Source organism: Halomonas sp. GXIMD04776 (assembly GCF_049808615.1).
Lineage (GTDB): Bacteria > Pseudomonadota > Gammaproteobacteria > Pseudomonadales > Halomonadaceae > Modicisalibacter.
Genome location: NZ_JBNCAN010000006.1, coordinates 123411 through 145259, shown reverse-complemented (window position 1 = coordinate 145259; position 21849 = coordinate 123411). Strand labels below are relative to the sequence as shown.

The window sequence follows — 21849 nt, the reverse complement described above, 5'->3', positions numbered from 1 at the left end:
GATCTATTCAAGCGTTTCTGTCGGCATTTTGCCTTGCATGGCTTCGGCCACTTCCGGTGGCATATAGTTCTCGTCATGCTTGGCCAACACCTGACCAGCGCGCAGCATGCCGCCTTCCTCGAGCTTGCCGACCACGACCACGCCCTGACCTTCGCGGAACAGATCCGGCAGGATGCCGCTGTAGTATACTTCCAGATCGTTCTCGTAGTCGGTCACCACGAAGGAGACATCGAGGCTCTCCTTGTCGCGCTGCACACTGCCCTCCTTGACCATGCCGCCGGCACGAATCTGACGCTCCAGTGGTGCCTCACCCTTGGCGATCTGCTCGGGGCTGAAGAACAGGTTGATATTGCTGCTCAGCGAATAGAGGGTCAGCCCCACGGCAATTGCCGCCAGGGTGGCCAATCCGAGCAGTATCACCAGGCGCTGTTTACGCTTGGGGTTCATGGGCGTTCTCCCGGCCGGCATGCTGTTCCCGGCGTTGACGTCGTTGAAGATCGCGAATCAGATGGCGGCGCTCTGCCCGCGCGTAAAGAGCACTGCCGATCAACAGCAGTGCAGTCACGCCCCAGGCGGACCACACATAGGGCGCATGTCCCTCCATGGCCAATAATTCCAGGAACGAATCGAAGGCCATTATTATCCTCTCCTCCCGGTGCCGGCGACAAGCTCGCGCACCCAGCGTTTGGCGGATTCGCGACGCAGTATCTCATTACGGGTGCGGGTCAAGGTCAAGGCGATGAAGAAACAATAGAAGCCCAGCACCATGATCAACAGCGGCAACCACATCTCGACGGGCATCGCCGGGCGCTCGGTCAGCGTAAAGGTGGCCGGCTGATGCAAGGTATTCCACCACTCGACGGAATACTTGATGATCGGAATATTGACTACGCCCACCAGCGCCAGCACCGAGGCAGCCCGGGAGCCGCTGTCCCGGCTGGCGAAGGCCCCCCGCAGCGCAATGACCCCCAGATACAGGAATAGCTGAATCAGCATCGAGGTCAGACGCGCGTCCCATACCCACCAGGTGCCCCAGGTCGGCATGCCCCAGACGGCACCGGAAAACAAGGCAACGAAGGTCATCGCCGCACCAAAGGGAGCGATGACCGATGCCGCCATGTCGGCGATCTTGATCTTCCAGACCAGAAAGATGACGCCGGCTACCGCCATGGTGACAAAGCAGGATTGGGCGAGAATGGCCGCCGGCACATGCACGTAGATGATGCGAAAGCTGTTGCCCTGCTGATAGTCCGCCGGGGCGAACACGAGCCCCCAGACACTCCCCAGCAGCAGCAGCAGGATCGCCATCCACCAGAACCAGGGCTGGAGTTTAGCACTGATCGCGTAGAACCATTTGGGCGAACCCAGCTTGTGTATGAAGGCCCACATGCCGTTACTTCCTCAACCGTTGATACTGATGCGCAGCGCCGCTGCAATGGCCCAAGGCGCGAGCATCAGCGCCACGCACAACTGAGCGCCGAGAATCGCCAGATGCGGCGCGGCATTGCCCTCGAGAATCACCACTTGTACCGCGCCGGCCCCAAAGATCAGCACGGGAATATATAAGGGCAATACCAGCAGCGACAGCAGCACGCCACCTCGCGAAAGCCCCACCGTCAATGCCGCCCCGATGGCGCCTATCAGACTCAGGCTGGCACTGCCCAGGGCAAGTGAAAATGCCAGAACCGCATAGCTTTGCCCCGGTAATGCCAACATTAGTCCCAGTAGCGGCGCCATCAAGGCCAGCGGCAGCCCGGTCAGCAGCCAATGCACCAGCACCTTCGATAGTACCAGCAGCGGCAAGGGCTGGGGTGAAAGCAGCAACTGCTCGAGACTGCCATCGTCGTAATCACCCCGGAACAACGTATCCAGTGACAACTGGGTGGCCAGTAGCGCCGCCACCCATAGAAGCCCCGGCGCGATTGCGGCCAACAGATCAGGATCCGGCGAAATACCCAAGGGGAACAGCGTGATGACCAGCGCAAAGAACACCAGCGGGTTGATCACCTCGCTGCGTCGACGCAGCACCAGGGTCATGTCCCGCCTGATAGTCGCTCTTATTGCGACCCCGAGCCCCGCTTTGGGTTCAACGACGTGCATTCACTCTCCTGAGTTGTCTCGTGTCGCTTGCCCCAGGGTGACGCGACGTAACTCCCCCAGCGGCACCAACTCGTGATGGGTGGTCAGAATCACGCTGCCCCCTGATCGAGCATGTTCCAATAGACGCTGTTCGAGGCGGGCGACACCCTGCTTGTCGATGGCAGTAAAGGGCTCATCGAGCACCCACAGCGGTCGCGGCGTCAATATCAAGCGTGCCAGCGCCACTCGCCGCTGCTGCCCGGCGGAGAGCTGCGCCACCGGCACATCCTCGAAGCCGTAGAGCCCGACATCTGCCAGTACCGCCATGCGCTCGCCATCGCCGCCACGTTCGCCGCAAAGCGCTTGATACCAGGCCAGATTTTCCAGCGGAGTGAGTGCCGACTTGATGCCGGGCGAATGGCCTAGATACAGGAGATTGGCGAGAAAGGCGGTACGGGCACGGCGCATCGGCTGACCGCACCAGTACAGTTCGCCACCATAATCCGTGAGCTGGCCCGACAGGATCTTTAGCAGGGTTGTCTTGCCACTGCCGTTGGGACCCTCGACACGCAGCACCTCGCCAGGCCCTACGTCCAGATCGAGCGCCTGAAACAAGCGCCGATCATCGCGTTCGCAGGTCAATCCGCGTGCCTCAAGACGAAATGTCACTCGCACTCCCACTGCCTATAATCAACGGGGCACTTTACAGGGAAAGCCATTTTGCGGCCAGCCACGAGATTGCGTCAGCGCGTCGCAGTATCATCGAGCACTTCTGGAGTATGTCCAATGCGCTATCCAATTCCCCAGCTCACCGAGGCGAACATTCATGTCGCCGAGATCGAGGTCGAGCGCAGCCGTTTCATCGCCTGGATTAACCATGCGCCCAATGTCGCCCGCTTCGAGGCGCTGCTCGCTCAGGCTCGCGCCACCTACTCGGATGCCAGTCACCATTGCAGCGCCTTCATCGCCGGGCCGCCCGGTGAACAGACCGCCATCGGCTTTTCCGATGACGGCGAGCCGGGCGGCACCGCCGGACGGCCGATGTTTCAGGTATTGGAGGGTGCCGGACTCGGCCAGATCGGTTGCGTGGTAACCCGCTACTTCGGCGGCACCAAACTGGGTACCGGCGGTCTGGCTCGCGCCTACTCCCAGGCGGTCCAGAAAGCGCTGGAAACGCTGCCTTGCACCGACTTCGTCGAGCGCAGCACGCGGCTCCTCAAGATCGGCTTCGCCGGCGAAGCCGAAGCCAGGAGCTGGCTCGCCGGGCAGGCAATCCCCATCGAGAGTGTGGACTACGATGGCGACGGCGTGACACTCACCGTCGGCTGGCCCAGCGACACCGCGATCGACCTTGCTCCGCTCGAAGCCCGGCTCAAAGGAAACATCGCCCTACTCGACTGACAGAATTTTTTCAAAGCCTCTCAGCCTCTCGCGGTCGTCACGAGCGACTTTTCATCCCAAATACTTGATCATGACGCCGGCCGCTACTGCCGACCCGATCACCCCCGCCACATTCGGCCCCATGGCATGCATCAGCAGGAAGTTATGAGGATTGTAGTCAAGCCCCACCTTGTTCGACACCCGCGCCGCCATGGGCACCGCCGACACCCCGGCGGAGCCGATCAAGGGATTGATCGGCATCTTACTGACCAGGTTCATCAGCTTGGCCATGAGGATGCCGCAGGCGGTGCCGATGGCGAAGGCGACGATGCCCAGCCCGAGAATCCCCAGGGTTTCCACGGACAAGAAACGATCGGCGATCAGCTTTGAACCCACCGACAACCCCAGAAAAATGGTAACGGTGTTGATCAGTGCGTTCTGGGAGGTATCGGACAGGCGCTCCACCACGCCGCACTCGCGCATCAGGTTGCCGAAGCAGAACATGCCCAGCAGCGGCGCGGCATCCGGCAGAAACAGCACCACCAGGATCAGCAGCACCAACGGGAAGAGGATCTTTTCCACCTTGGAAACTGGGCGCAACTGGGTCATGACGATCTGACGCTCCTTTGAGGTGGTCAGAGCGCGCATGATCGGTGGCTGAATCAAAGGGACCAGCGCCATGTAGGAATAGGACGCCACCGCGATTGCGCCGAGCAGCTCCGGAGCCAACAGGCTCGATACATAGATCGAGGTCGGCCCATCGGCCCCACCGATAATGCCGATGGCCGCCGCCTGTTTGAGGGAGAAGTCCATCCAGCCCAGCGCCGTGAAGCCGACCGCGCCGAGTAGCGTGGCGAAGATGCCGAACTGCGCCGCAGCGCCCAGGAACAGGGTGCGCGGATTGGCCAGCAGCGGGCCGAAGTCGGTCATCGCTCCGACCCCCATGAAGATCACCAGGGGCGCGATGCCCGAGGCAATGGCCACGCTGTAGAACTGATACAGCATGCCATGGTTGAAGCCGGCATCCATCGCCGTGTCATTGGCCGAACGCACTAGCGCCGGAGAGATGTCGCCGTGCAGGGCATCGGCGATCGCCTGCCGCCAGGCGTCGACATCCATCGACGCATCGCGTCCCAGATCAAGCGCCGCCGATAGCTGCTCAAGCACCATCGGCTTTGCCAGGTGGGCCGCCTGTTCCGCCGCCGATAGTGCCAGGCCGGCTTCCGGGATGTTGGCAAGAATGCCACCGAAGCCGATCGGCACCAGCAGCAATGGCTCGAACTTCTTGTTGATCGCCAGGTAGAGCAGCAGCAGACCGATGGCAATCATCACCGCCTGGCCCAGGGTCAGATTATAGAGCCCCGAGCCCTGCCAGAGACTGAGTAGCTTGTCCATGCGGAAATATCCCTTAAAGCACGATCAGCGTATCGCCCACGGAGACACTGTCGCCCTCCTTGACCTTGATCTCGGAAACCGTGCCGGCTTCACTGGCACGCACCTCGGTTTCCATCTTCATGGCCTCAAGAATGATCACCACGTCGCCCTCATTGACACTGTCGCCGGGGCTGACGTTGATCTTGAAGATATTACCGGCCAAGGGCGCAGCAATGCTGGCGCCACTGCCCGCCGTCGGTGCCTCGTCCTTAGCCGGCGATGTGCCATCATTCTCTTCTGAGGCCTTGACCTGGCCGATATCGCCCCCCTCGGCGACCTCGACCACGTATTGCTTGCCGTTGACGCTGACGGTGTAGGTTTCGGGCCCACTCGACTGCGCCTTGACGGGCTTGCTAGGCGCCTCGTCGCCGTTGTCGCCAGTGGTCTGGCCATTCGGGGCCTGAGGTGCCGGCTCGAAGGCATCCGGATCGTCGCGATGCTTGAGAAACTTGAGCCCGATCTGCGGGAACAGCGCATAGGTCAGGACGTCATCGATTTCCCTCTCGCCCTCCTCCAGGCGAATATCCTCTTCCTTGGCCTTGTTGCGCAGCTCGTCACGAAGCCTGTCCATCTCGGGTTCGAGATTGTCCGCCGGGCGACAGGTGATCGGTTCACCACCTTCCAGCACGCGCTGTTGAAGCTCCTCGTTGAACGGGGCCGGCGCGGCGCCGTACTCGCCCTTGAGCAGCGCCTGTACTTCCTTGGAGATCGACTTGTAACGCTCACCCATCATCACGTTCATCACCGCCTGGGTGCCGACGATCTGCGAAGTCGGGGTGACCAGCGGAATGAAGCCGAGGTCTTCGCGCACCCGGGGGATTTCGGCGAGCACATCGTCGAGCTTGTCGCCGGCGCCCTGCTCCTTGAGCTGCCCTTCCATGTTGGTGAGCATGCCCCCCGGCACCTGAGCCAGCAGAATGCGGGAGTCGATGCCCTTGAGGGAGCCCTCGAAGGCGGCGTACTTCTTGCGCACCTCGCGGAAATAGGCGGCGATGTCCTCTAGCAGCGCCAGGTCCAGGCCCGTGTCGCGCTCGGTTTCCTTCATGATCGCCACGACGGACTCGGTAGGGCTGTGGCCGTAGGTCATCGACATCGAGGAGATCGCCGTATCGACGTTATCAATGCCCGCCTCGACCGCTTTGAGAATGGTCGCGGTGGAAAGGCCGGTGGTAGCGTGGCACTGCATGTGAATTGGAATCGATAGGCTCGTCTTGAGTCGCGACACCAGATCATAGGCCGTGTATGGCGTGAGCAGCCCCGCCATGTCCTTGATCATCACGGAATGCGCCCCCATGTCCTCCAGACGCCTGGCCAGGTCGACCCAGCCCTCCAGGGTATGTACCGGACTCACGGTATAGGAGATCGCCCCCTGAGCATGACCGTCGTTGTCGATCACCGCCTTGAGCGGGCGTTCGAAATTGCGCGGATCGTTCATCGCGTCGAAGACACGAAAGACATCGACACCGTTGGTGCGGGCGCGCTCGACGAAGGCGTCTACCACGTCGTCGGCATAGTGTCGATAGCCGAGCAGATTCTGGGCGCGCAGCAGCATCTGCTGGCGGGTATTGGGCATGGCCTCCTTGAGGGCCCGGATGCGCGCCCAGGGGTCCTCACCCAGATAGCGGATGCAGGCATCGAAGGTCGCACCACCCCAGGATTCCACCGACCAGAATCCCACACGATCCAGCTTTTCGGCGATCGGGAGCATGTCGTCCAGACGCATGCGTGTCGCGAACAGCGACTGATGTGCATCACGCAACACCACGTCAGTAATGCCCAGCGGGCGTCGAGTATCAGTCATGGCAAAGAAGAACCTTTCTGTTGATCCCTAAAATATGCTCCAGCGTCGTCAGACGCGATCCAGCTCCTGGGCGCTCAGTGGTGATGACGCTGTCGATAGCGATGTACCGCGGCACTGATTGCGACTATCACGTTATCATCCAAGTCAGCGTCGGCTCGGCTGGGGGACGTGGATGGGCGCGACGGCTCTTCTTGCACTGAGACCGACGCGAAACGTATCACCAGCCGCGACATCAAGGTCGTGGCCATCACCAGCACGGTCAGAAAGACGAACACGAATCCCATGCCGAATGCCATCAGGCTCAGGCCTTCCTGCATCAGCGATGCATTGTCCATGCGGAACTCCCCTGCTTTTTCGAGAGCGAACTCGAGTAGCGGTCACGTCGAGCTGGACGCGACTGATATACTGAGTTGCCTGATTTTCGAGCGTTTACGATCACTTTACCGTGGAATTTACGTGGTTAACTTACTACATAAAGGACGCATCGGCCTAGCGCCCATGGAAGGCGTTATCGACGCCGTGACACGCGACCTGCTTACCGCCCGGGGAGGTATCGACTGGGCAGTGACGGAGTTTGTGCGTGTGGTCGATACACGCTTGCCGCCGCGGGTATTTCACAAGCACTGCCCCGAATTGCTGTCATCCCAGGTGACCACGCCTCATGGCACACCGGTCCATTTACAGCTGCTCGGCTCCGATCCCGATGCCCTCGCGGCCAATGCTCGCCAAGCGTTGAAGCTGGGTGCCACCGGGATAGACCTCAATTTCGGCTGTCCAGCCAAGACCGTCAATCGCCACGATGGAGGTGCCTCTCTCTTGCGTGACCCGTCGCGAGTCCAGTCCGCCGTCGAGGCCGTGGCACGGGCCGTCGAGGGCGTCGTACCCGTTACCGCCAAGCTGCGACTGGGATTTGCCGATCGACGCTTGGCTCGCGCCTGTGCCCAAGCAGCCGAAGCCGGAGGCGCCCAGCAACTTGTCGTGCACGCCCGGACGCGAAATGAGGGGTACCGGCCACCCGCTCATTGGGAATGGATCGCTAATGTTCGCCATTGCGTAAGCATCCCGGTAATTGCAAATGGCGATATCTGGACCCTTGGCGACTATTGGCGAGCACGCAGTCTTTCCGGTTGCGACGATGTCATGATCGGTCGCGGTGTACTCGCCGATCCGGACTTGCCGGCCCGTATCCGCCACTGGCAACGCACCGGAGAATGCCTTCCCGCCACCTCCTGGAATGTCCGCGCGACTATCCTGACCCATTATGCTGCATTGCAGCGTACCACACTACCCGAGCGCGTGGTGGTTTCACTACTTAAACAATGGTTGAATCATATGCGTGCCCGGGATGAGCAGGCGTGCTCTCGTTTCGCGGCGTTGCGCCGCGAGACACAGCTGGATTCTTTTCTTGAGGGCCTAGAGAAAGCCTATCTGGCCGCATGATAGCCATGATGGAGAGCGGCTAAAAAAATAGCCATACAAAGCAAACGCCCGCCTCCTCACGGAGACGGGCGTCATTGAATCTTGGCACGCCCGGGAGGATTCGAACCTCCGACCACCTGATTCGTAGTCAGGTACTCTATCCAGCTGAGCTACGGGCGCAAAACAGGTTTCGCAAGACTACAGAAAGGTACCGATAAGATGGCACGCCCGGGAGGATTCGAACCTCCGACCACCTGATTCGTAGTCAGGTACTCTATCCAGCTGAGCTACGGGCGCTCGATTCAGAAAGTGTTGATGCCTTTAGACCTCGACTTCCTCTCGGCCTTATACAGCCAATCCATCTTTCCCGCGATGCTGATGAGCCATGATCAACTCGACTAAAATGGCGGAGAGAGAGGGATTCGAACCCTCGATAGGGCTATAAACCCTATACTCCCTTAGCAGGGGAGCGCCTTCAGCCACTCGGCCATCTCTCCCTCATCAACACGGCGCGTAGGTTACCGATTACAGCTATACCTGTCCACCCTTGGGCAGGATTTTTCTGTCTCAGCCATGAATCCTATGCGCCTCGAAAACCACTGTCGTCGTCCTCGCCGTCGGTTTTTTCACGCTGTATACGCTGATAGATCTCTTCGCGGTGAACGGCAACATCCCGCGGTGCGTTGACGCCAATACGCACCTGGTTACCTTTTACACCTAGTACCGTCACGGTTATATCGTCGCCGATCATCAACGTTTCGCCAACACGGCGAGTCAGGATGAGCATGCTGATCTCCTTTCATACTTCTTCCAAAGGGTACGCTGCAGCGCAGACGGCTCGTGCAGTGCAGTACCTGTATGTTTTGCGCACCGTGAATCACCGCGAGACAAGCCTCATAACGACATTACATCACCCAGCTCATACTGGATTAGATGAAAAGCGCAAGAAGACTAGCCTTTCTGAACAATTTAATCCACGTTAAGTTAAAAGCGTCCAGCCTACTCGCTTTCAACGTCTTGCTTGTCCAGGCCAAAGGCCTTGTGAAGCGTGCGTACCGCCAGCTCCATTTGTTTCTCATCGATCACCACGGAAATCTTGATTTCCGACGTGGATACCATACGAATGTTGATGTTCTCTTCAGCCAATGTGCGGAACATTCTAGACGCGACCCCCGCGTGAGAACGCATGCCTACACCCACAAGGGAAACTTTAGCTATGTTATCGTCACCACGCAATTCCCCCTCACCCAGGTCCGGCAGCACCTGCTCCTTGAGAATCTTCATGGTCTGCTTGTAGTCACCCTTGGCCACGGTAAAGGTAAAGTCGGTGTAATTACCCGCCGGCGCCACATTCTGCACGATCATGTCGACTTCGATATTGGCATCGGCAATCGGGCCCAGGATGCGCCAGGCGACACCCGGCACATCCGGTGTGTTGAGCAGGGTCAGCTTGGCTTCGTTGGCAGTAAAGGCGATGCCTGAAATGAGCGGCTCTTCCATGGAATCCTCTTCGTCTTGGTCGGCGATGATCAGGGTGCCTGGGCCATCCTCGAAACTGGATAGCACACGCAGGGGAACGTTGTATTTACCGGCGAATTCGACGGCACGAATCTGCAACACCTTGGAGCCCAGGCTAGCCAGTTCGAGCATTTCCTCCACGGTGATGGTTTCAAGGCGCTGTGCCTTGGCACAGACCCGGGGATCTGTGGTGTAGACGCCATCGACATCGGTATAGATCTGACATTCGTCGGCCTTGAGCGCCGCGGCCAAGGCAACGCCCGTGGTATCCGAGCCGCCGCGCCCCAGGGTGGTGATATTGCCTTCTTCATCGACACCCTGAAAACCGGCAACCACGACCACCTGCCCCTCGGCAAGGTCTTGACGCAGATCATCGGTTTCGATGCGCTGGATGCGTGCCTTGGTATGAGCACTATCGGTGCGAATTCCTACCTGCGCTCCAGTGTAGGAGGTCGCGGGAACACCCGCTTTCTGTAGCGCCATGGCCAGCAACGAGATGGTCACTTGCTCACCGGTCGAGACCAGCATATCCATTTCGCGGGGCGTCGGTTCGTCATTGATCTGCCCCGCCAGTTCGATCAGGCGATTGGTTTCGCCGCTCATCGCCGACACCACGACGACGACCTGATGGCCCTCGTCACGAAATCGCTTGACCTTCTCGGCGACGGCCTTGATACGTTCCACGGAACCCACTGAGGTACCGCCAAATTTCTGTACGTATAGCGCCATGAATTGTCTACTCTTGTGGTCGTAAGTTCAAAGAAGCAGGTTGCCATAATCGCTGGATAATCGACGAGGGCTCCTGATCTCGATCCTCTAGCTCAGCTGGCTCTCCAGCCAAGTCGGCACACTGTCGAGCGCTCTGGGCAGTGCCGCAGCATCGCTCCCTCCGGCTTGGGCCATGTCGGCACGGCCTCCCCCTTTACCGCCAACCTGAGCGGCGACATGATTGACCAGCTCTCCGGCCTTGATCCGAGTCGTCAGATCATCGGTGACCCCGGCGATCAGGCTCACCTTGTCACCGCTGGTCGCACCCAGCACCAATACGCCAGACCCCAGCTTGTTCTTGAGTTGATCGAGCAAACCACGCAACTCCTTACCGGACACGCCTTCGACCTGCTTGGCCAGCACCTTGATACCGGCGACTTCCCGGGTCTCACTGAGCATGTCGCTACCGGCGGCGCTGGTCAGTTTGGCCTTGAGCCGCTCGAGCTCCTTTTCCATCTCGCGATTGCGCTCGATCAATGAGTCGACTCGCTCCTCGACCCGCTCGGGTTTGACCTTGAGACGCTCGCCGATACGCGCCACCCGGGCCTCCTGATCGCGGAAATAATCCAGGGCGCCTTCGCCGGTGATGGCTTCGATGCGTCGTACACCGGCAGCAATGCCGGTTTCGGTAAGGATATGGAAGCAGCCGATGTCGCCGCTACGGGCCACGTGAGTACCACCACACAGTTCGATGGAAAAGTCGTCGGCGCCGATGGTCAGCACCCGCACGCTGTCGCTGTACTTGGCTTCGAACAGCGCCGCCGCGCCCTTGGCCTTCGCTTCGTCCAGGGTCATCTGCTGGATACGGGTGTCGGCGTTGGCCAGCACCTGCTGATTGACGATGGCCTCTACCTCGGCGAGTTGTTCACGACTCATCGCCTCGAAATGACTGAAATCGAAGCGCAACCGCTCAGCGGTCACCAGTGACCCTTTCTGCTGAACGTGGTCCCCAAGCACGCGCTTGAGCGCCTCATGCATGAGGTGCGTCGCCGAGTGGTTGCGCACTGTCGCTGCACGCAGACTGGCGTCGACCCGAGGCGTCACCGACGTTCCCACCTGCAGGCGACCTTCGATCACCACGCCGTGGTGAAGGTGATGGCCGCCCTGCTTCTGGGTATCCGTGACCTGGAAGCGCAGACCGGAAGCGTCGAGATAACCGGTATCACCCACCTGGCCACCGGACTCCGCATAGAAAGGCGTGCGATCGAGTACCACCACGCCCTTGTCGCCCTCTTCGAGTTCGGCCAGGGCGTTACCGGCCGCATCGACCAGCGCGGTGATACGCGACTCATCCTCGAGGCGCTCATACCCGCTGAAGGTAGTCTCACCCTCGAGTTCAAGGCTCGCGGTGTAATCCGCACCAAATTGGCTGGCGGCCCGGGCCCGTTCACGCTGGGCCTCGAGTTCGCGCTGGAATCCGACCTCATCGAGCATCACGCCGCGTTCGCGACAAATATCCGCGGTCAGATCGAAGGGGAAACCGTAGGTATCGTAGAGCTTGAATACCGTCTCGCCGGCCAGTACGTCGCCGTTCAGGTCTTCCAATGCCGACTCGAGCAACCCCATGCCATGATCCAGGGTGCGCGCGAACTGCTCTTCTTCCTTGAGCAAGATCTTCTCGATTTGTGGACGTGCCTTGCGTAGTTCGGGATAGGCCTTACCCATTTCTGCATCCAGCGCCGCCACGAGCTTATGGAAGAACGGCTCCCGGGCACCAAGCTTGTGACCGTGGCGAATCGCTCGGCGAATGATTCGTCGCAGCACATAGCCGCGCCCTTCGTTGGAGGGCAGTACGCCGTCCACGATCAAGAAGGCGCAGGAACGGATATGATCGGCTATCACCCTGAGTGACGGCGCGCTCAACTCGGCATGCCCGGTAGCCTCGGCGGCGGCGATCAGCAGGTTCTGGAACAGGTCTATCTCGTAGTTGGAGTGCACCCCCTGCATCACTGCAGCGATGCGCTCCAACCCCATACCGGTATCGATCGACGGCTTGGGCAGCGGATTCATGTTGCCGGCAGCGTCACGATCGAACTGCATGAACACCAGATTCCATATCTCGATATAGCGATCGCCGTCTTCTTCGGGACTACCCGGAGGCCCCCCCCAGACCTCGGGACCGTGATCGTAGAAAATCTCCGAGCAGGGACCGCAGGGGCCGGTATCGCCCATCTGCCAGAAGTTGTCCTCATCGAGCTTCGAGAACCGATCGGGATCGATACCGATCTCTTCCTTCCAGATGCGCTCGGCCTCGTCGTCGCTGATGTGTACGGTGACCCAGAGCTTTTCCTTTGGCAGGCCCAGGGTCTCGGTGAGGAAGACCCAGGCGAAGCGAATGGCATCCTGCTTGAAGTAGTCGCCGAAGCTAAAGTTGCCCAGCATCTCGAAGAAGGTGTGATGGCGGGCGGTATAGCCGACGTTGTCCAGATCGTTGTGCTTGCCGCCGGCGCGCACGCAGCGCTGGGACGAAGTCGCACGTACGTAAGAACGCGGGTCGCGCCCCAGGAACACATCCTTGAAGGGCACCATGCCCGCATTGGTGAACAGCAGCGTCGGGTCGTTGTCCGGCACCAGGGAGCTCGACGGCACGATGCTATGCCCTCGCTCCTCGAAAAAGGTCAGGAAGGCCTGTCTAATGTCTGCGCTTTTCATAGAAAACCCGTGGTAATAAGCGTTTAGGCGCTGCGGGCAGGCGGTCGTTGCCGATCGACAATGACAACGATGGCTTGTCATACCACGAAAAGACGCCACCCGGGGGCCGTCGCGAGGCGAACTAGTATAACGCAGTCGTCAAATGACTAAAGGGGGCAGGTATTGGATTACAAAAGATTATCCCAGGCATGGGAAAGGGCGTGACGGGACTGCTCGAAATCGAAACCACGCCCAGCGAGAAAACGCTCCCTGCGGGCGCGCTCCCGGGGCGTACTGCCAGGCCCTTCAAATCGCTTGGCCAAGACTTCGCAGGCAAGACTGAACCAGTCGAGCTCACCTGCGGCATCGGCTTCCGCCAAGGTTGCACGGATCAGTTCTCGATCGACACCCCGCTCGCCTAGCTCGGCACGCACCTTGAGAGGCCCTTGCCCGCGAGCAATATGCGAACGCAGGAATATCTCAGCGAAACGCGCATCGGACTGCAATCCCTCGCTAGCCAAAGCGTCCAGACTTTCGGCAATATCGTCGCTTGCATGGCCCTTGGCAGCCAACCGCCTTTCCAGCTCGACGCGAGAATACTCGCGCCGCGCCAACAGGCGAATGGCATCATCCCGGGCGGACACGCCACCACTGGCTGTGCTCGCTGCACCCGTAAAGAGGCCAGACATGCTTAGAACAAACCGTCTTCGCTGTCTTCGCTCGTGGCGGCAGTGGCCTCGGGCTCGGCTTCCTTACCTTCCTTGTTTTCAGCGGTCCTGGGTTCCGGCGCGCTCAACAGTTGACCACGAATGCCGCTTTCGATCTCATCCATGACCGCCGGGTTGTCCTCGAGGAACTGCGCCGCATTGGCCTTGCCCTGGCCGATCTTGTTGCCCTGATAGCTGTACCAGGCACCGGCCTTATCGACCAGCTTGCACTGCACGCCCAGATCCACAACCTCTCCGGCGTGATAGATGCCTTTGCCGTAAAGGATCTGGAACTCGGCTTGGCGGAACGGTGGCGCCACCTTGTTCTTGACCACCTTCACGCGGGTCTCGTTACCGGTGACCTCATCGCCGGCCTTGACCGAGCCGGTACGGCGAATGTCTAGACGTACGCTGGAGTAGAACTTCAGCGCGTTGCCGCCGGTGGTGGTTTCCGGGCTGCCAAACATCACACCGATCTTCATGCGGATCTGGTTGATGAACACCACCATGCAGTTGGCGTTCTTGATGTTGCCGGTGATCTTGCGCAGCGCCTGAGACATCAGGCGGGCCTGCAGGCCGACATGAGAATCGCCCATTTCGCCTTCGATCTCCGCCCGGGGCGTAAGGGCCGCCACGGAATCGATAATGATCACATCGACGCCACCGGAACGTACCAGCATGTCGCAGATTTCCAGTGCCTGCTCGCCGGTATCCGGCTGGGAAACCAGTAGATCATCGAGATTGACGCCGAGCTTCTCGGCATAGCTCGGGTCAAGGGCGTGCTCGGCATCGATAAAGGCACAGGTCTTACCTTGCTTTTGTGCCTGAGCGATGACCGACAGCGTAAGGGTGGTCTTGCCCGAGGATTCCGGTCCGAAGATCTCGACGACACGGCCCAGCGGTAGCCCGCCGATCCCCAAGGCGATATCCAGCCCCAGGGAGCCGGTGGATACAGAGGGCATGATGACCCGGGGCGTGTCGCCCAGACGCATCACGGTGCCTTTGCCGAATTGACGCTCGATCTGCGAAAGCGCCGCATTGAGGGCTTTTGAACGATTGTCGTCCTGTGCCATGGATGTCTCCCGATACGATTACTGTATGATTGACCAGTATTATGCCGTAAAAAAAATCACGCGCCTACTCCTGCAGACACGGATATCGGCTATTTTTCGTCGCCGTCGTCGCTATTTTTCAAGCCAGTCAATGAGTCCTTCAAGCGCCACTCGCACCGCCTGATGACGCACCTGCAGACGATCTCCTTCAAATACGTGCCGCTCGGCATGCTGACGCGAGGCATCGCCCCAGGCAAACCACACGGTACCCACCGGTTTTTCGTCGCTGCCACCATCGGGGCCTGCAATGCCACTGACCGCCACTCCGATATCGGCACCACTTTCGAGACAGGCGCCCTTGACCATGGCTTCCACCGTCTCCTGACTGACGGCGCCGTAGCCTTCAAGCATCGACTTGGACACCTTCAGCAAGCGCATTTTGGAGACGTTGGCATAGGTTATGTAGCCGGTCTCGAAGTAATCCGAGCTACCAGCGATATCAGTGATCGCCGCGGCAACACCGCCGCCGGTGCAGGACTCCGCTGTGGTCACCGTCGCTGTTTGACGGCGGCAGGCGTCGCCCAGGCGTTCACTTAGCTTCAATAATTCCTCTTCGTACACCATGAGGCTACCTCATACTCACGAGCGCGGATGATACGCGTAGGATAGCGGTATTTGCGGACGTTTAAAGCCGCCGGCCGAGTCGTGTTCGATTTCGGGAACTTCACCGCATCTCTTCGCCCGTAGAAAACTCCCGCAGGACCTGCCGGCATCCCGGCCCGACACCTTCACCGGTACCCGGCTCGATCCAGGGCAGGATCGCCAGCGGTGGCGCGATGACCGCCCCCAGTACCGAGAGCACGCCCCGGGCCACGAGTTCCCGGGACACCACCTCCACCTTGGGCTCGCTCAGCAGCCCCTGGAGTTTCACCGGCGAATCGGAGGCCAACAGACTGGGGTCCTTGGGGTGCGCCTCGAATACCAGATCGAGGCGTTCGTCACCCAGGTCGATCGAGCCGCCACCGGTCAGGTTGCTATCCGCGGTACCGATAAAGAACTGCTCGACCACCACCTCGCCTCGAGTTGCATCGAGCCGAGTATAGGCGCACTGCATGGGCACTTTGTCGGAATCCACCAGGGTCCCTATCAGCGCCTCGGCCAGATCGAGTCCCAGGGCTTCGATGACCAACATGTCTAGGCGCCCGCTGGACATGGCCAGTTCCAGATTGCCATCCAGCCCCGCCATTACCTCATCCAGGGAGTTGCCACGAAAGCGCACTTTCCCCTGCCCGCCAATGGTACCGGCGGAGTCCCTGGCGATGTCGGACAACTCGACCTTGCGTAGCAAGGGTTTCAAGTTGATACGCCGCAGGGAAAGATCGAGACTGCCGTCGAGGGGCGCTTTCCGGGCATCCATACGCAACTGCGTAATCATTTGTCCACCACCGATACCCGCTTGTAGCGGCTCCAGGGTCAGCACGCCCTCTTCCAGACTCAGGTCGAGTTCAAATTCCGAAATGGGAATATCCTTCGCCGAGACCTGGGTCGCGCTGTAGCGCACCTCGGCGTCCATGCGCCGCAGTCCCTCCAGGTTCCATTGTGTATCGGGAAAGATGCCCGGACTACGCCTCTGCTTGGCGGCAAGACGCTGCTGCCTGGAAGAGACCGCCTCGCCGCTCCCTGTATCGGGGGCCACTCCCAACAAGGGCCCCAGATCATCCAGATCCAGGCGTTGGGAGTAGAGCGTTGCCCATAGCATATTGCGCTCACTCAGCCGCAGCCGCACGTCACCGCCGACATCGCTGTTGCCGAAATGCCCGTCCAGACCGAGCAGACGCACGAGCTCGTCCTTGACGCGCAGCTCCCCCGCCAGCCGATAAGGCGGCAAGGCGGGAAGATTCAGGCCGGTCAGCCGGTTGAGGCGTGCCGGGTTGGGGCCGGAGAGCTGGAATGAGCCTTGTGCCTGAGCGATCTTCAGCGGCTGCTCGAGATTGCCATCGACCTCGAGCCGGGATTTCCGGGACGTCGCCCAGCCCTGAACCGGGTAGGCCTTGTCCGGGTCGTCCAGGGTAAGCAGCGGCCCTACCTCGACATCATATTCGAAGGGCTCTCCTTGCCGGCGACCATTACCCCAAAGGCGCACCCTCGACTCGTCTTCATCGCCGATGGAGGTGCTTTCGGCATTCACACGCAGCAATAACTCCTGATCGGGCGACCTGTAAGTCAGCGCCGTGTCGTCCAGTTCCAGGTCGCCCCGTTCGAGACGTGCATTGAGCTTGCCGTCCAGAATGCCGAGTTCCTGGAATCCGAGCGGTGCCAGGGCCTGACCCAGATCCAGCCGCCTCGCCTGAAGTTCGATATCGCCGTCCAGGGTATCGGAACCCACCTTCAGCCAACCCTGAGCCGCCATCTCTCCTTCACTCTGGGCGACACGCAGGCGCTCCAGCGTCAGCCGTCCCTGTTCGAGACCGCCTCTAAGGACTACCCCGCTGAGCCGGGTGTCACCATAACTCACCCTGTCGACAGCGAGATCGATGCGCGCATCGACCTTAGTCAGAGGCACCAGACGTTCGGCCCAGCGTCGATCCCAGGCAACATGCTCGGCCTTCTGCTCGATGGCCTGTTCCGCTTGTCGTCGCTCCTGGTCGCTACCCAGTTCGGTGACGCCCCACTGCTCGAGCTTGAGCCGATCGGCATCGAGCTGGACGTCGATGCGTGGACGCTCACCCAGGGTCACCCTCGCCGAACCGATGACGGTGCTGTCTCCCAATTGCGCGTCGATCTCCTCGAGCGCCCAATGCCGATCGACGTGACTCAGCCGGGCATGGAACTCGAGCCCCGGTAGATCGAGTTCAGGCTTGTCGAGCAAGGCTGCCAGATCAGTCTTCTCCGGAGCACTCACGTCGATCTTTCCCTCTAATGACAGCGGTTGGGCAATATCGCGCAGCCGCCCATCGAAACTGGCGTGCAGCTGGCCGAGCGCGCCTTGAAGTTGCAGCGGATAGGCCTCGGATTCATCGTTCAGAGCCGCCGATGGCGTCCCGCCTCGCCCACTGAACGTCACGGACTCGTCCTGATAGATGCCCTGTCCATCGATCAGGATTCGCCGCGGCCCTCCCGCATTAGTGGCTTGGTCAGAGTCCTGGGTGCGAACCTCGACAGCAAGCTCCAGGTCCCGCGCGGCATCGCCATAGGTCAGGCGTCCTTGATCGATGCTGACCACGTCCGGGCTGATGGTAGGCCCCCCGCCCTCGCCACTTTGCTTATCGTCACCAGCGAATAGCCCCGACCAGCTAGTGGTGCCATCCTCGCGCCTGGCCAAGTGAATTTCCGGGCGCTGCAGATGCAGACGCTCGAGCGCGACCTTGCCTTGCAGCAGCGCGCCCAGATCCAGAGTGAGCGCCAAGGCCTCGAGGTCGAGCAGATGTGAGTGAGGCACCCAATCGGGATTGGCAACGCTGAGCCGTTCGAGCCGGATCGACAACGGCCAACCCCAGTCGATCTCGAGCTCGCCGATTTCCACGTCGCGTCCGTTTAGACGCTTACTGATCTGATCTTCCAGCAAGGCCCGAGCCCAGGAGGATTCGATCAGCAACATCGGCCCCACCAGCAGTGCCACAAGGCCCAGAACTCCCAGCAGGCTCCATCGAAACGTCTGTCTCACATCGCCTCCTTGCCCTGCCGATCAAGGTGTAAAACGCCTCATCCACCTTACTCTTCGTTTCTTCCAGCAGCTCCTTGACAGCATAGCTGCTGCCGTCATCGTCAATCGAACTGTCGAAGCCTCGGTGGACTGGGATAGAATGGCCGGCCCACGTATAAAGGGAATTCGAATACGCCATGCCAGACGCGATCGAGACGAAAAGCCCCCAACATACCCCGATGATGGCGCAGTATCTCAAGATCAAGCGCGAACATCCGGGGGTGTTGCTGTTCTATCGCATGGGCGATTTCTACGAGTTGTTCTTCGACGATGCTCGTCGCGCCGCGCAGTTGCTCGACATTACCCTCACCCAGCGCGGTCAATCCGCGGGCAAGCCGATTCCCATGGCCGGCGTGCCCTACCACAGCGCCGAGGGCTATCTGGCGCGTCTGGTCAAGTGTGGCGAATCCGTGGCGATCTGCGAGCAAATAGGCGACCCGGCCACCAGCAAGGGGCCGGTGGAACGCAGGGTGGTGCGCATCGTCACGCCGGGTACGCTGCATGACGAGGCCCTGCTCGACGCCAAGCGCGACAATCTTCTGGTCACCTTGCATTGCCGAAACGGGCGCTGGGGGATTGCCTGGCTGGAGCTATCAAGCGGTCGCTTCAGCGTGCTCGAAGTCGATAGCGACGCCGATATGCTGGCGGAAATCCATCGCCTCGATCCAGCGGAGCTGCTGACCGCCGACGAGCGGGAGCTGCCAGCCAGCTTGAGAGAGCGCCGAGGGCTCAAACGTCAAAGCGAATGGCTGTTCGACCTGGAATCCGCGACCCGGTTGTTGTGCGATCAGTTCGGCGTCGCCGACCTGCGGGGCTTCGGCTGCGCCCACCTATCGCTTGCCATCACCGCCGCCGGAGTACTCATCGACTACGCCCGGGATACCCAGCGCTCGCGACTACCTCATGTAACGGCCCTGGGAGTGGAAAGCCGCGACGATGCGGTGGTCATCGACGCCGCCAGCCGCCGCAATCTCGAGATCGACACCAATCTGAGCGGTACGGGTGACAACACCCTGGCCAGCGTGCTCGACACTTCCGCCACGGCCATGGGGGCGCGCTTGCTCAAGCGCTGGCTCAATCGCCCACTGCGCAGTCGCGAGCAGATCGTCGCCCGCCAAGGCGCAGTGCAGTTGCTGCTGGGCAATGAGGCGCACGCCCCCCTGCACGACATGCTCAAACAGATCGGCGATGTCGAACGCATTCTCGCCCGGGTTGCCCTGCGCAGCGCCCGCCCCCGGGATCTGGCACGCCTGCGCGATGCGCTGAACGCGCTGCCGGATCTTCAGGAAGAGCTGGCCCAACTGGATGACGGCAGCGTCCTCGATGACTTACGCCATCATATTCACCCTTACCCGGATCTGGCCGATCTTCTGACTCGCGCCCTGCTCGACAACCCGCCGGTGGTGATTCGCGATGGCGGCGTGATTGCCCCAGGCTTTGATGAGGAACTCGACGAGTTCCGCGGCCTGGCGGAGCATGCCGGCGACTATCTGGTGAAGCTCGAGACCCGGGAGCGGGAGCGCACCGGGCTGGCCGGACTCAAGGTCGGCTACAACCGGGTACACGGCTACTTCATCGAGATCCCCCGCGCCCAGGCTCGGGACGCCCCGGCAGACTATATTCGCCGCCAGACGCTAAAGAATGCTGAGCGCTTTATTATTCCCGAGCTCAAGGAGTTCGAAGACAAGGCGCTGTCGGCAAAATCCAAGGCCCTGGCCCGGGAGAAACTGCTCTATGAGGGCTTGCTCGACACCCTGAACGCTGAACTCAACCCGCTTCAAGCGACGGGACAAGCCCTGGCCGCCCTCGACGTGCTGACGACTTTCGCCGAACGCGCTCAGGCGCTGGATTTCGTGCGTCCGCAGCTTCTCGACACACCGGGCATCTGCATCCTCGACGGGCGTCACCCGGTGGTGGAGCATGTCAGCGAACACCCCTTCGTACCCAATGACCTGCGTCTTGATCCAGAGCGTCATATGCTGGTGATCACCGGACCCAACATGGGTGGTAAATCTACTTATATGCGCCAGGCGGCATTGATCGCACTGCTCGCTCACTGTGGCAGCTTTGTGCCCGCCGAGCGGGCCGAGATCGGCACCCTGGATCGCATCTTCACCCGCATCGGCTCGAGCGACGATCTCGCCGGCGGACGTTCGACCTTCATGGTGGAAATGACCGAAACCGCCAGCATCCTGCATAATGCGACCGAAGAAAGCCTGGTACTGATGGACGAGATAGGACGCGGCACCAGCACCTTCGATGGCCTGTCCCTGGCCTGGGCGAGCGCCGAGCACCTGGCCCGGGTCAAGGCCTTCACGCTGTTCGCCACCCACTATTTCGAGATGACCGCCCTGGCGGAGCAGCTCGAGGGCGTGGCCAACGTGCATCTCACCGCGGCGGAACACAAGGACGGTATCGTGTTCATGCATCGGGTGGAGGAAGGCCCTGCCAGCCAGAGTTATGGTCTGCAGGTGGCACAGTTGGCCGGGGTGCCGCAAAGTGTCATTGCGCGAGCCCGGGACAAGCTGACCGGTCTCGAACAGCAGGAGATCGATCAGGGCCAGCGCTCATCAGGCAATAGGCCTGCAAGCACAGCCCCCCAGCAAGCGGACCTGTTCGCCAGCACGCCGCATCCGCTGATTGACGAACTCAGTAGCCTGGCACTGGACGAGCTGTCGCCTCGGCAAGCCCTCGAGCTGCTGTATCGCTGGCGTGAGACCCTTTAAAGGAAATGACCGCATAGCCGGTCGTGCAGGTACGACTTGTTCGCCCAGGTCCAGCGTGACTAGAATCGGAACTCGATAAAACAAAGCCTTATAAACAGCACGTTTTTATAACATTCAACCGCTGATGCGACGGCATCTAGCACATCAAGCCCGAGGGAGACACCATGACATTCGTCGTCACCGAAAACTGCATCCGCTGCAAGTACACCGATTGCGTGGAGGTGTGTCCGGTCGACTGCTTCTACGAAGGTCCCAACTTTCTGGTGATCCACCCCGACGAGTGCATCGACTGCGCGCTGTGCGAGCCGGAGTGCCCCGCAGAAGCAATTTTCTCGGAAGACGAACTGCCGGACAATCAAGAGGCCTTCATTGAAATCAATGCTGAGCTCGCCGAGGTGTGGCCGAATATTACCGAGAAGAAGGACCCGCCAGAGGATGCCGAAGCGTGGGACGGCAAACCCGGCAAACTCGAGCAACTCGAACGCTGAAGACCAGCACCACAAAGGGCCAACACCCTACAGAGCATAAAAAAGGCGACCCGAAGGTCGCCCGCTCCCAGCCGTTCCATGAGGGTAATTCCCTGTACCCGCTTCCCTTGGCTTCTTCCTTGTCCGGTCCCGACCTCCTGTCT

19 protein-coding genes and 3 tRNA genes are annotated in these 21849 nt (G+C 60.5%); 4 read left to right on the top strand and 18 right to left on the bottom strand.

The annotated features are described in order from the left end of the window. Window positions 1-3 precede the first annotated feature (3 nt). The 5 genes from ccmE to ccmA are packed head-to-tail and all read right to left on the bottom strand — an operon-like array spanning window position 4 to window position 2748. The gene (gene ccmE / locus ACPF7Z_RS05895) at window positions 4-447 is read right to left on the bottom strand and encodes a cytochrome c maturation protein CcmE (RefSeq protein WP_425192257.1); all 444 of its coding nucleotides are present in this window, start codon (window positions 445-447) and stop codon (window positions 4-6) included. Next, window positions 431-637 (bottom strand): heme exporter protein CcmD, encoded by a 207-nt coding sequence (ccmD, locus tag ACPF7Z_RS05890; RefSeq protein WP_425192256.1) that lies wholly within the window; start codon window positions 635-637, stop codon window positions 431-433. Before ccmD ends, ccmE begins: the two co-directional genes overlap by 17 nt. Window positions 638-639: 2 nt before the next feature. Continuing rightward, a complete protein-coding gene (locus ACPF7Z_RS05885; protein ID WP_425192254.1) occupies window positions 640-1389 on the bottom strand; it encodes a heme ABC transporter permease in 750 nt (249 codons plus the stop codon). 12 nt (window positions 1390-1401) lie between these two features. Then, window positions 1402-2100, bottom strand: a complete 699-nt coding sequence (gene ccmB, locus ACPF7Z_RS05880) for a heme exporter protein CcmB (RefSeq protein ID WP_425192253.1) — start codon at window positions 2098-2100, stop codon at window positions 1402-1404. Further along, window positions 2101-2748, bottom strand: coding sequence for a cytochrome c biogenesis heme-transporting ATPase CcmA (gene ccmA, locus ACPF7Z_RS05875; protein WP_425192252.1), 648 nt, complete (start codon window positions 2746-2748; stop codon window positions 2101-2103). 117 nt (window positions 2749-2865) lie between these two features. On the opposite strand from ccmA, the gene ACPF7Z_RS05870 reads away from it, so the two are divergent. Continuing rightward, window positions 2866-3480 (top strand): IMPACT family protein, encoded by a 615-nt coding sequence (locus ACPF7Z_RS05870; protein WP_425192251.1) that lies wholly within the window; start codon window positions 2866-2868, stop codon window positions 3478-3480. A 51-nt stretch (window positions 3481-3531) separates the two neighbouring features. Here the strand turns inward: ACPF7Z_RS05870 and ACPF7Z_RS05865 are convergent, their stop codons facing one another. The 3 genes from ACPF7Z_RS05865 to ACPF7Z_RS05855 form a co-directional block, all read right to left on the bottom strand. Beyond that, window positions 3532-4854, bottom strand: coding sequence for a sodium ion-translocating decarboxylase subunit beta (locus ACPF7Z_RS05865; RefSeq protein WP_425192250.1), 1323 nt, complete (start codon window positions 4852-4854; stop codon window positions 3532-3534). Window positions 4855-4867: 13 nt separating this feature from the next. Further along, window positions 4868-6694, bottom strand: coding sequence for a sodium-extruding oxaloacetate decarboxylase subunit alpha (gene oadA, locus ACPF7Z_RS05860; protein ID WP_425192248.1), 1827 nt, complete (start codon window positions 6692-6694; stop codon window positions 4868-4870). A 74-nt stretch (window positions 6695-6768) separates the two neighbouring features. Beyond that, window positions 6769-7029 (bottom strand): OadG family protein, encoded by a 261-nt coding sequence (locus ACPF7Z_RS05855; protein WP_425192247.1) that lies wholly within the window; start codon window positions 7027-7029, stop codon window positions 6769-6771. A gap of 163 nt (window positions 7030-7192) precedes the next feature. Between ACPF7Z_RS05855 and ACPF7Z_RS05850 the strand changes: the two genes are divergently transcribed. Beyond that, window positions 7193-8134, top strand: a complete 942-nt coding sequence (locus tag ACPF7Z_RS05850; protein ID WP_425192295.1) for a tRNA dihydrouridine synthase — start codon at window positions 7193-7195, stop codon at window positions 8132-8134. Between the two features lie 82 nt (window positions 8135-8216). On the opposite strand, the gene ACPF7Z_RS05845 is transcribed toward ACPF7Z_RS05850, so the two are convergent. From ACPF7Z_RS05845 to ACPF7Z_RS05800, 10 genes are all read right to left on the bottom strand, one after another. After that, a tRNA-Arg gene (locus tag ACPF7Z_RS05845) sits at window positions 8217-8293 on the bottom strand. A 40-nt stretch (window positions 8294-8333) separates the two neighbouring features. Beyond that, window positions 8334-8410: transfer RNA gene (locus ACPF7Z_RS05840), tRNA-Arg, on the bottom strand. Between the two features lie 107 nt (window positions 8411-8517). After that, a tRNA-Ser gene (locus ACPF7Z_RS05835) sits at window positions 8518-8610 on the bottom strand. 83 nt (window positions 8611-8693) lie between these two features. Continuing rightward, window positions 8694-8900 (bottom strand): carbon storage regulator CsrA, encoded by a 207-nt coding sequence (gene csrA / locus ACPF7Z_RS05830; protein ID WP_425192246.1) that lies wholly within the window; start codon window positions 8898-8900, stop codon window positions 8694-8696. Between the two features lie 212 nt (window positions 8901-9112). Next, window positions 9113-10360 carry an aspartate kinase gene (locus ACPF7Z_RS05825; protein ID WP_425192245.1) on the bottom strand — a complete coding sequence of 416 codons (1248 nt, stop codon included), beginning with the start codon at window positions 10358-10360 and terminating at the stop codon, window positions 9113-9115. Between the two features lie 87 nt (window positions 10361-10447). Then, window positions 10448-13051 (bottom strand): alanine--tRNA ligase, encoded by a 2604-nt coding sequence (gene alaS / locus ACPF7Z_RS05820; protein ID WP_425192244.1) that lies wholly within the window; start codon window positions 13049-13051, stop codon window positions 10448-10450. A 167-nt stretch (window positions 13052-13218) separates the two neighbouring features. Further along, the gene (locus ACPF7Z_RS05815; protein WP_425192243.1) at window positions 13219-13719 is read right to left on the bottom strand and encodes a regulatory protein RecX; all 501 of its coding nucleotides are present in this window, start codon (window positions 13717-13719) and stop codon (window positions 13219-13221) included. 2 nt (window positions 13720-13721) lie between these two features. Beyond that, the gene (gene recA, locus ACPF7Z_RS05810) at window positions 13722-14810 is read right to left on the bottom strand and encodes a recombinase RecA (RefSeq protein ID WP_425192242.1); all 1089 of its coding nucleotides are present in this window, start codon (window positions 14808-14810) and stop codon (window positions 13722-13724) included. A 111-nt stretch (window positions 14811-14921) separates the two neighbouring features. Next, a complete protein-coding gene (locus ACPF7Z_RS05805) occupies window positions 14922-15413 on the bottom strand; it encodes a CinA family protein (RefSeq protein WP_425192241.1) in 492 nt (163 codons plus the stop codon). 100 nt (window positions 15414-15513) lie between these two features. Beyond that, window positions 15514-18453, bottom strand: a complete 2940-nt coding sequence (locus ACPF7Z_RS05800) for an AsmA family protein (protein ID WP_425192240.1) — start codon at window positions 18451-18453, stop codon at window positions 15514-15516. Window positions 18454-18629: 176 nt separating this feature from the next. Here ACPF7Z_RS05800 and mutS point away from each other — a divergent pair, with 176 nt between their 5' ends. Beyond that, window positions 18630-21218, top strand: coding sequence for a DNA mismatch repair protein MutS (mutS, locus tag ACPF7Z_RS05795; protein ID WP_425192239.1), 2589 nt, complete (start codon window positions 18630-18632; stop codon window positions 21216-21218). 164 nt (window positions 21219-21382) lie between these two features. Beyond that, the gene (gene fdxA / locus ACPF7Z_RS05790) at window positions 21383-21706 is read left to right on the top strand and encodes a ferredoxin FdxA (RefSeq protein WP_425192238.1); all 324 of its coding nucleotides are present in this window, start codon (window positions 21383-21385) and stop codon (window positions 21704-21706) included. Window positions 21707-21849 lie beyond the last annotated feature (143 nt).

Bases quoted from the DNA above. Each gene is read 5' to 3' on its own strand.
- oadA (WP_425192248.1), bottom strand. From the start codon at position 6,694: ATGACTGATACTCGACGCCCGCTGGGCATTACTGACGTGGTGTTGCGT.
- ccmD (WP_425192256.1), bottom strand. From the start codon at position 637: ATGGCCTTCGATTCGTTCCTGGAATTATTGGCCATGGAGGGACATGCG.
- ccmE (WP_425192257.1), bottom strand. From the start codon at position 447: ATGAACCCCAAGCGTAAACAGCGCCTGGTGATACTGCTCGGATTGGCC.
- fdxA (WP_425192238.1), top strand. From the start codon at position 21,383: ATGACATTCGTCGTCACCGAAAACTGCATCCGCTGCAAGTACACCGAT.
- ACPF7Z_RS05870 (WP_425192251.1), top strand. From the start codon at position 2,866: ATGCGCTATCCAATTCCCCAGCTCACCGAGGCGAACATTCATGTCGCC.
- ACPF7Z_RS05855 (WP_425192247.1), bottom strand. From the start codon at position 7,029: ATGGACAATGCATCGCTGATGCAGGAAGGCCTGAGCCTGATGGCATTC.
- csrA (WP_425192246.1), bottom strand. From the start codon at position 8,900: ATGCTCATCCTGACTCGCCGTGTTGGCGAAACGTTGATGATCGGCGAC.
- recA (WP_425192242.1), bottom strand. From the start codon at position 14,810: ATGGCACAGGACGACAATCGTTCAAAAGCCCTCAATGCGGCGCTTTCG.
- ACPF7Z_RS05815 (WP_425192243.1), bottom strand. From the start codon at position 13,719: ATGTCTGGCCTCTTTACGGGTGCAGCGAGCACAGCCAGTGGTGGCGTG.
- alaS (WP_425192244.1), bottom strand. From the start codon at position 13,051: ATGAAAAGCGCAGACATTAGACAGGCCTTCCTGACCTTTTTCGAGGAG.
- ACPF7Z_RS05850 (WP_425192295.1), top strand. From the start codon at position 7,193: ATGGAAGGCGTTATCGACGCCGTGACACGCGACCTGCTTACCGCCCGG.
- ACPF7Z_RS05805 (WP_425192241.1), bottom strand. From the start codon at position 15,413: ATGGTGTACGAAGAGGAATTATTGAAGCTAAGTGAACGCCTGGGCGAC.
- ACPF7Z_RS05885 (WP_425192254.1), bottom strand. From the start codon at position 1,389: ATGTGGGCCTTCATACACAAGCTGGGTTCGCCCAAATGGTTCTACGCG.
- mutS (WP_425192239.1), top strand. From the start codon at position 18,630: ATGCCAGACGCGATCGAGACGAAAAGCCCCCAACATACCCCGATGATG.
- ccmB (WP_425192253.1), bottom strand. From the start codon at position 2,100: ATGCACGTCGTTGAACCCAAAGCGGGGCTCGGGGTCGCAATAAGAGCG.
- ACPF7Z_RS05865 (WP_425192250.1), bottom strand. From the start codon at position 4,854: ATGGACAAGCTACTCAGTCTCTGGCAGGGCTCGGGGCTCTATAATCTG.
- ACPF7Z_RS05825 (WP_425192245.1), bottom strand. From the start codon at position 10,360: ATGGCGCTATACGTACAGAAATTTGGCGGTACCTCAGTGGGTTCCGTG.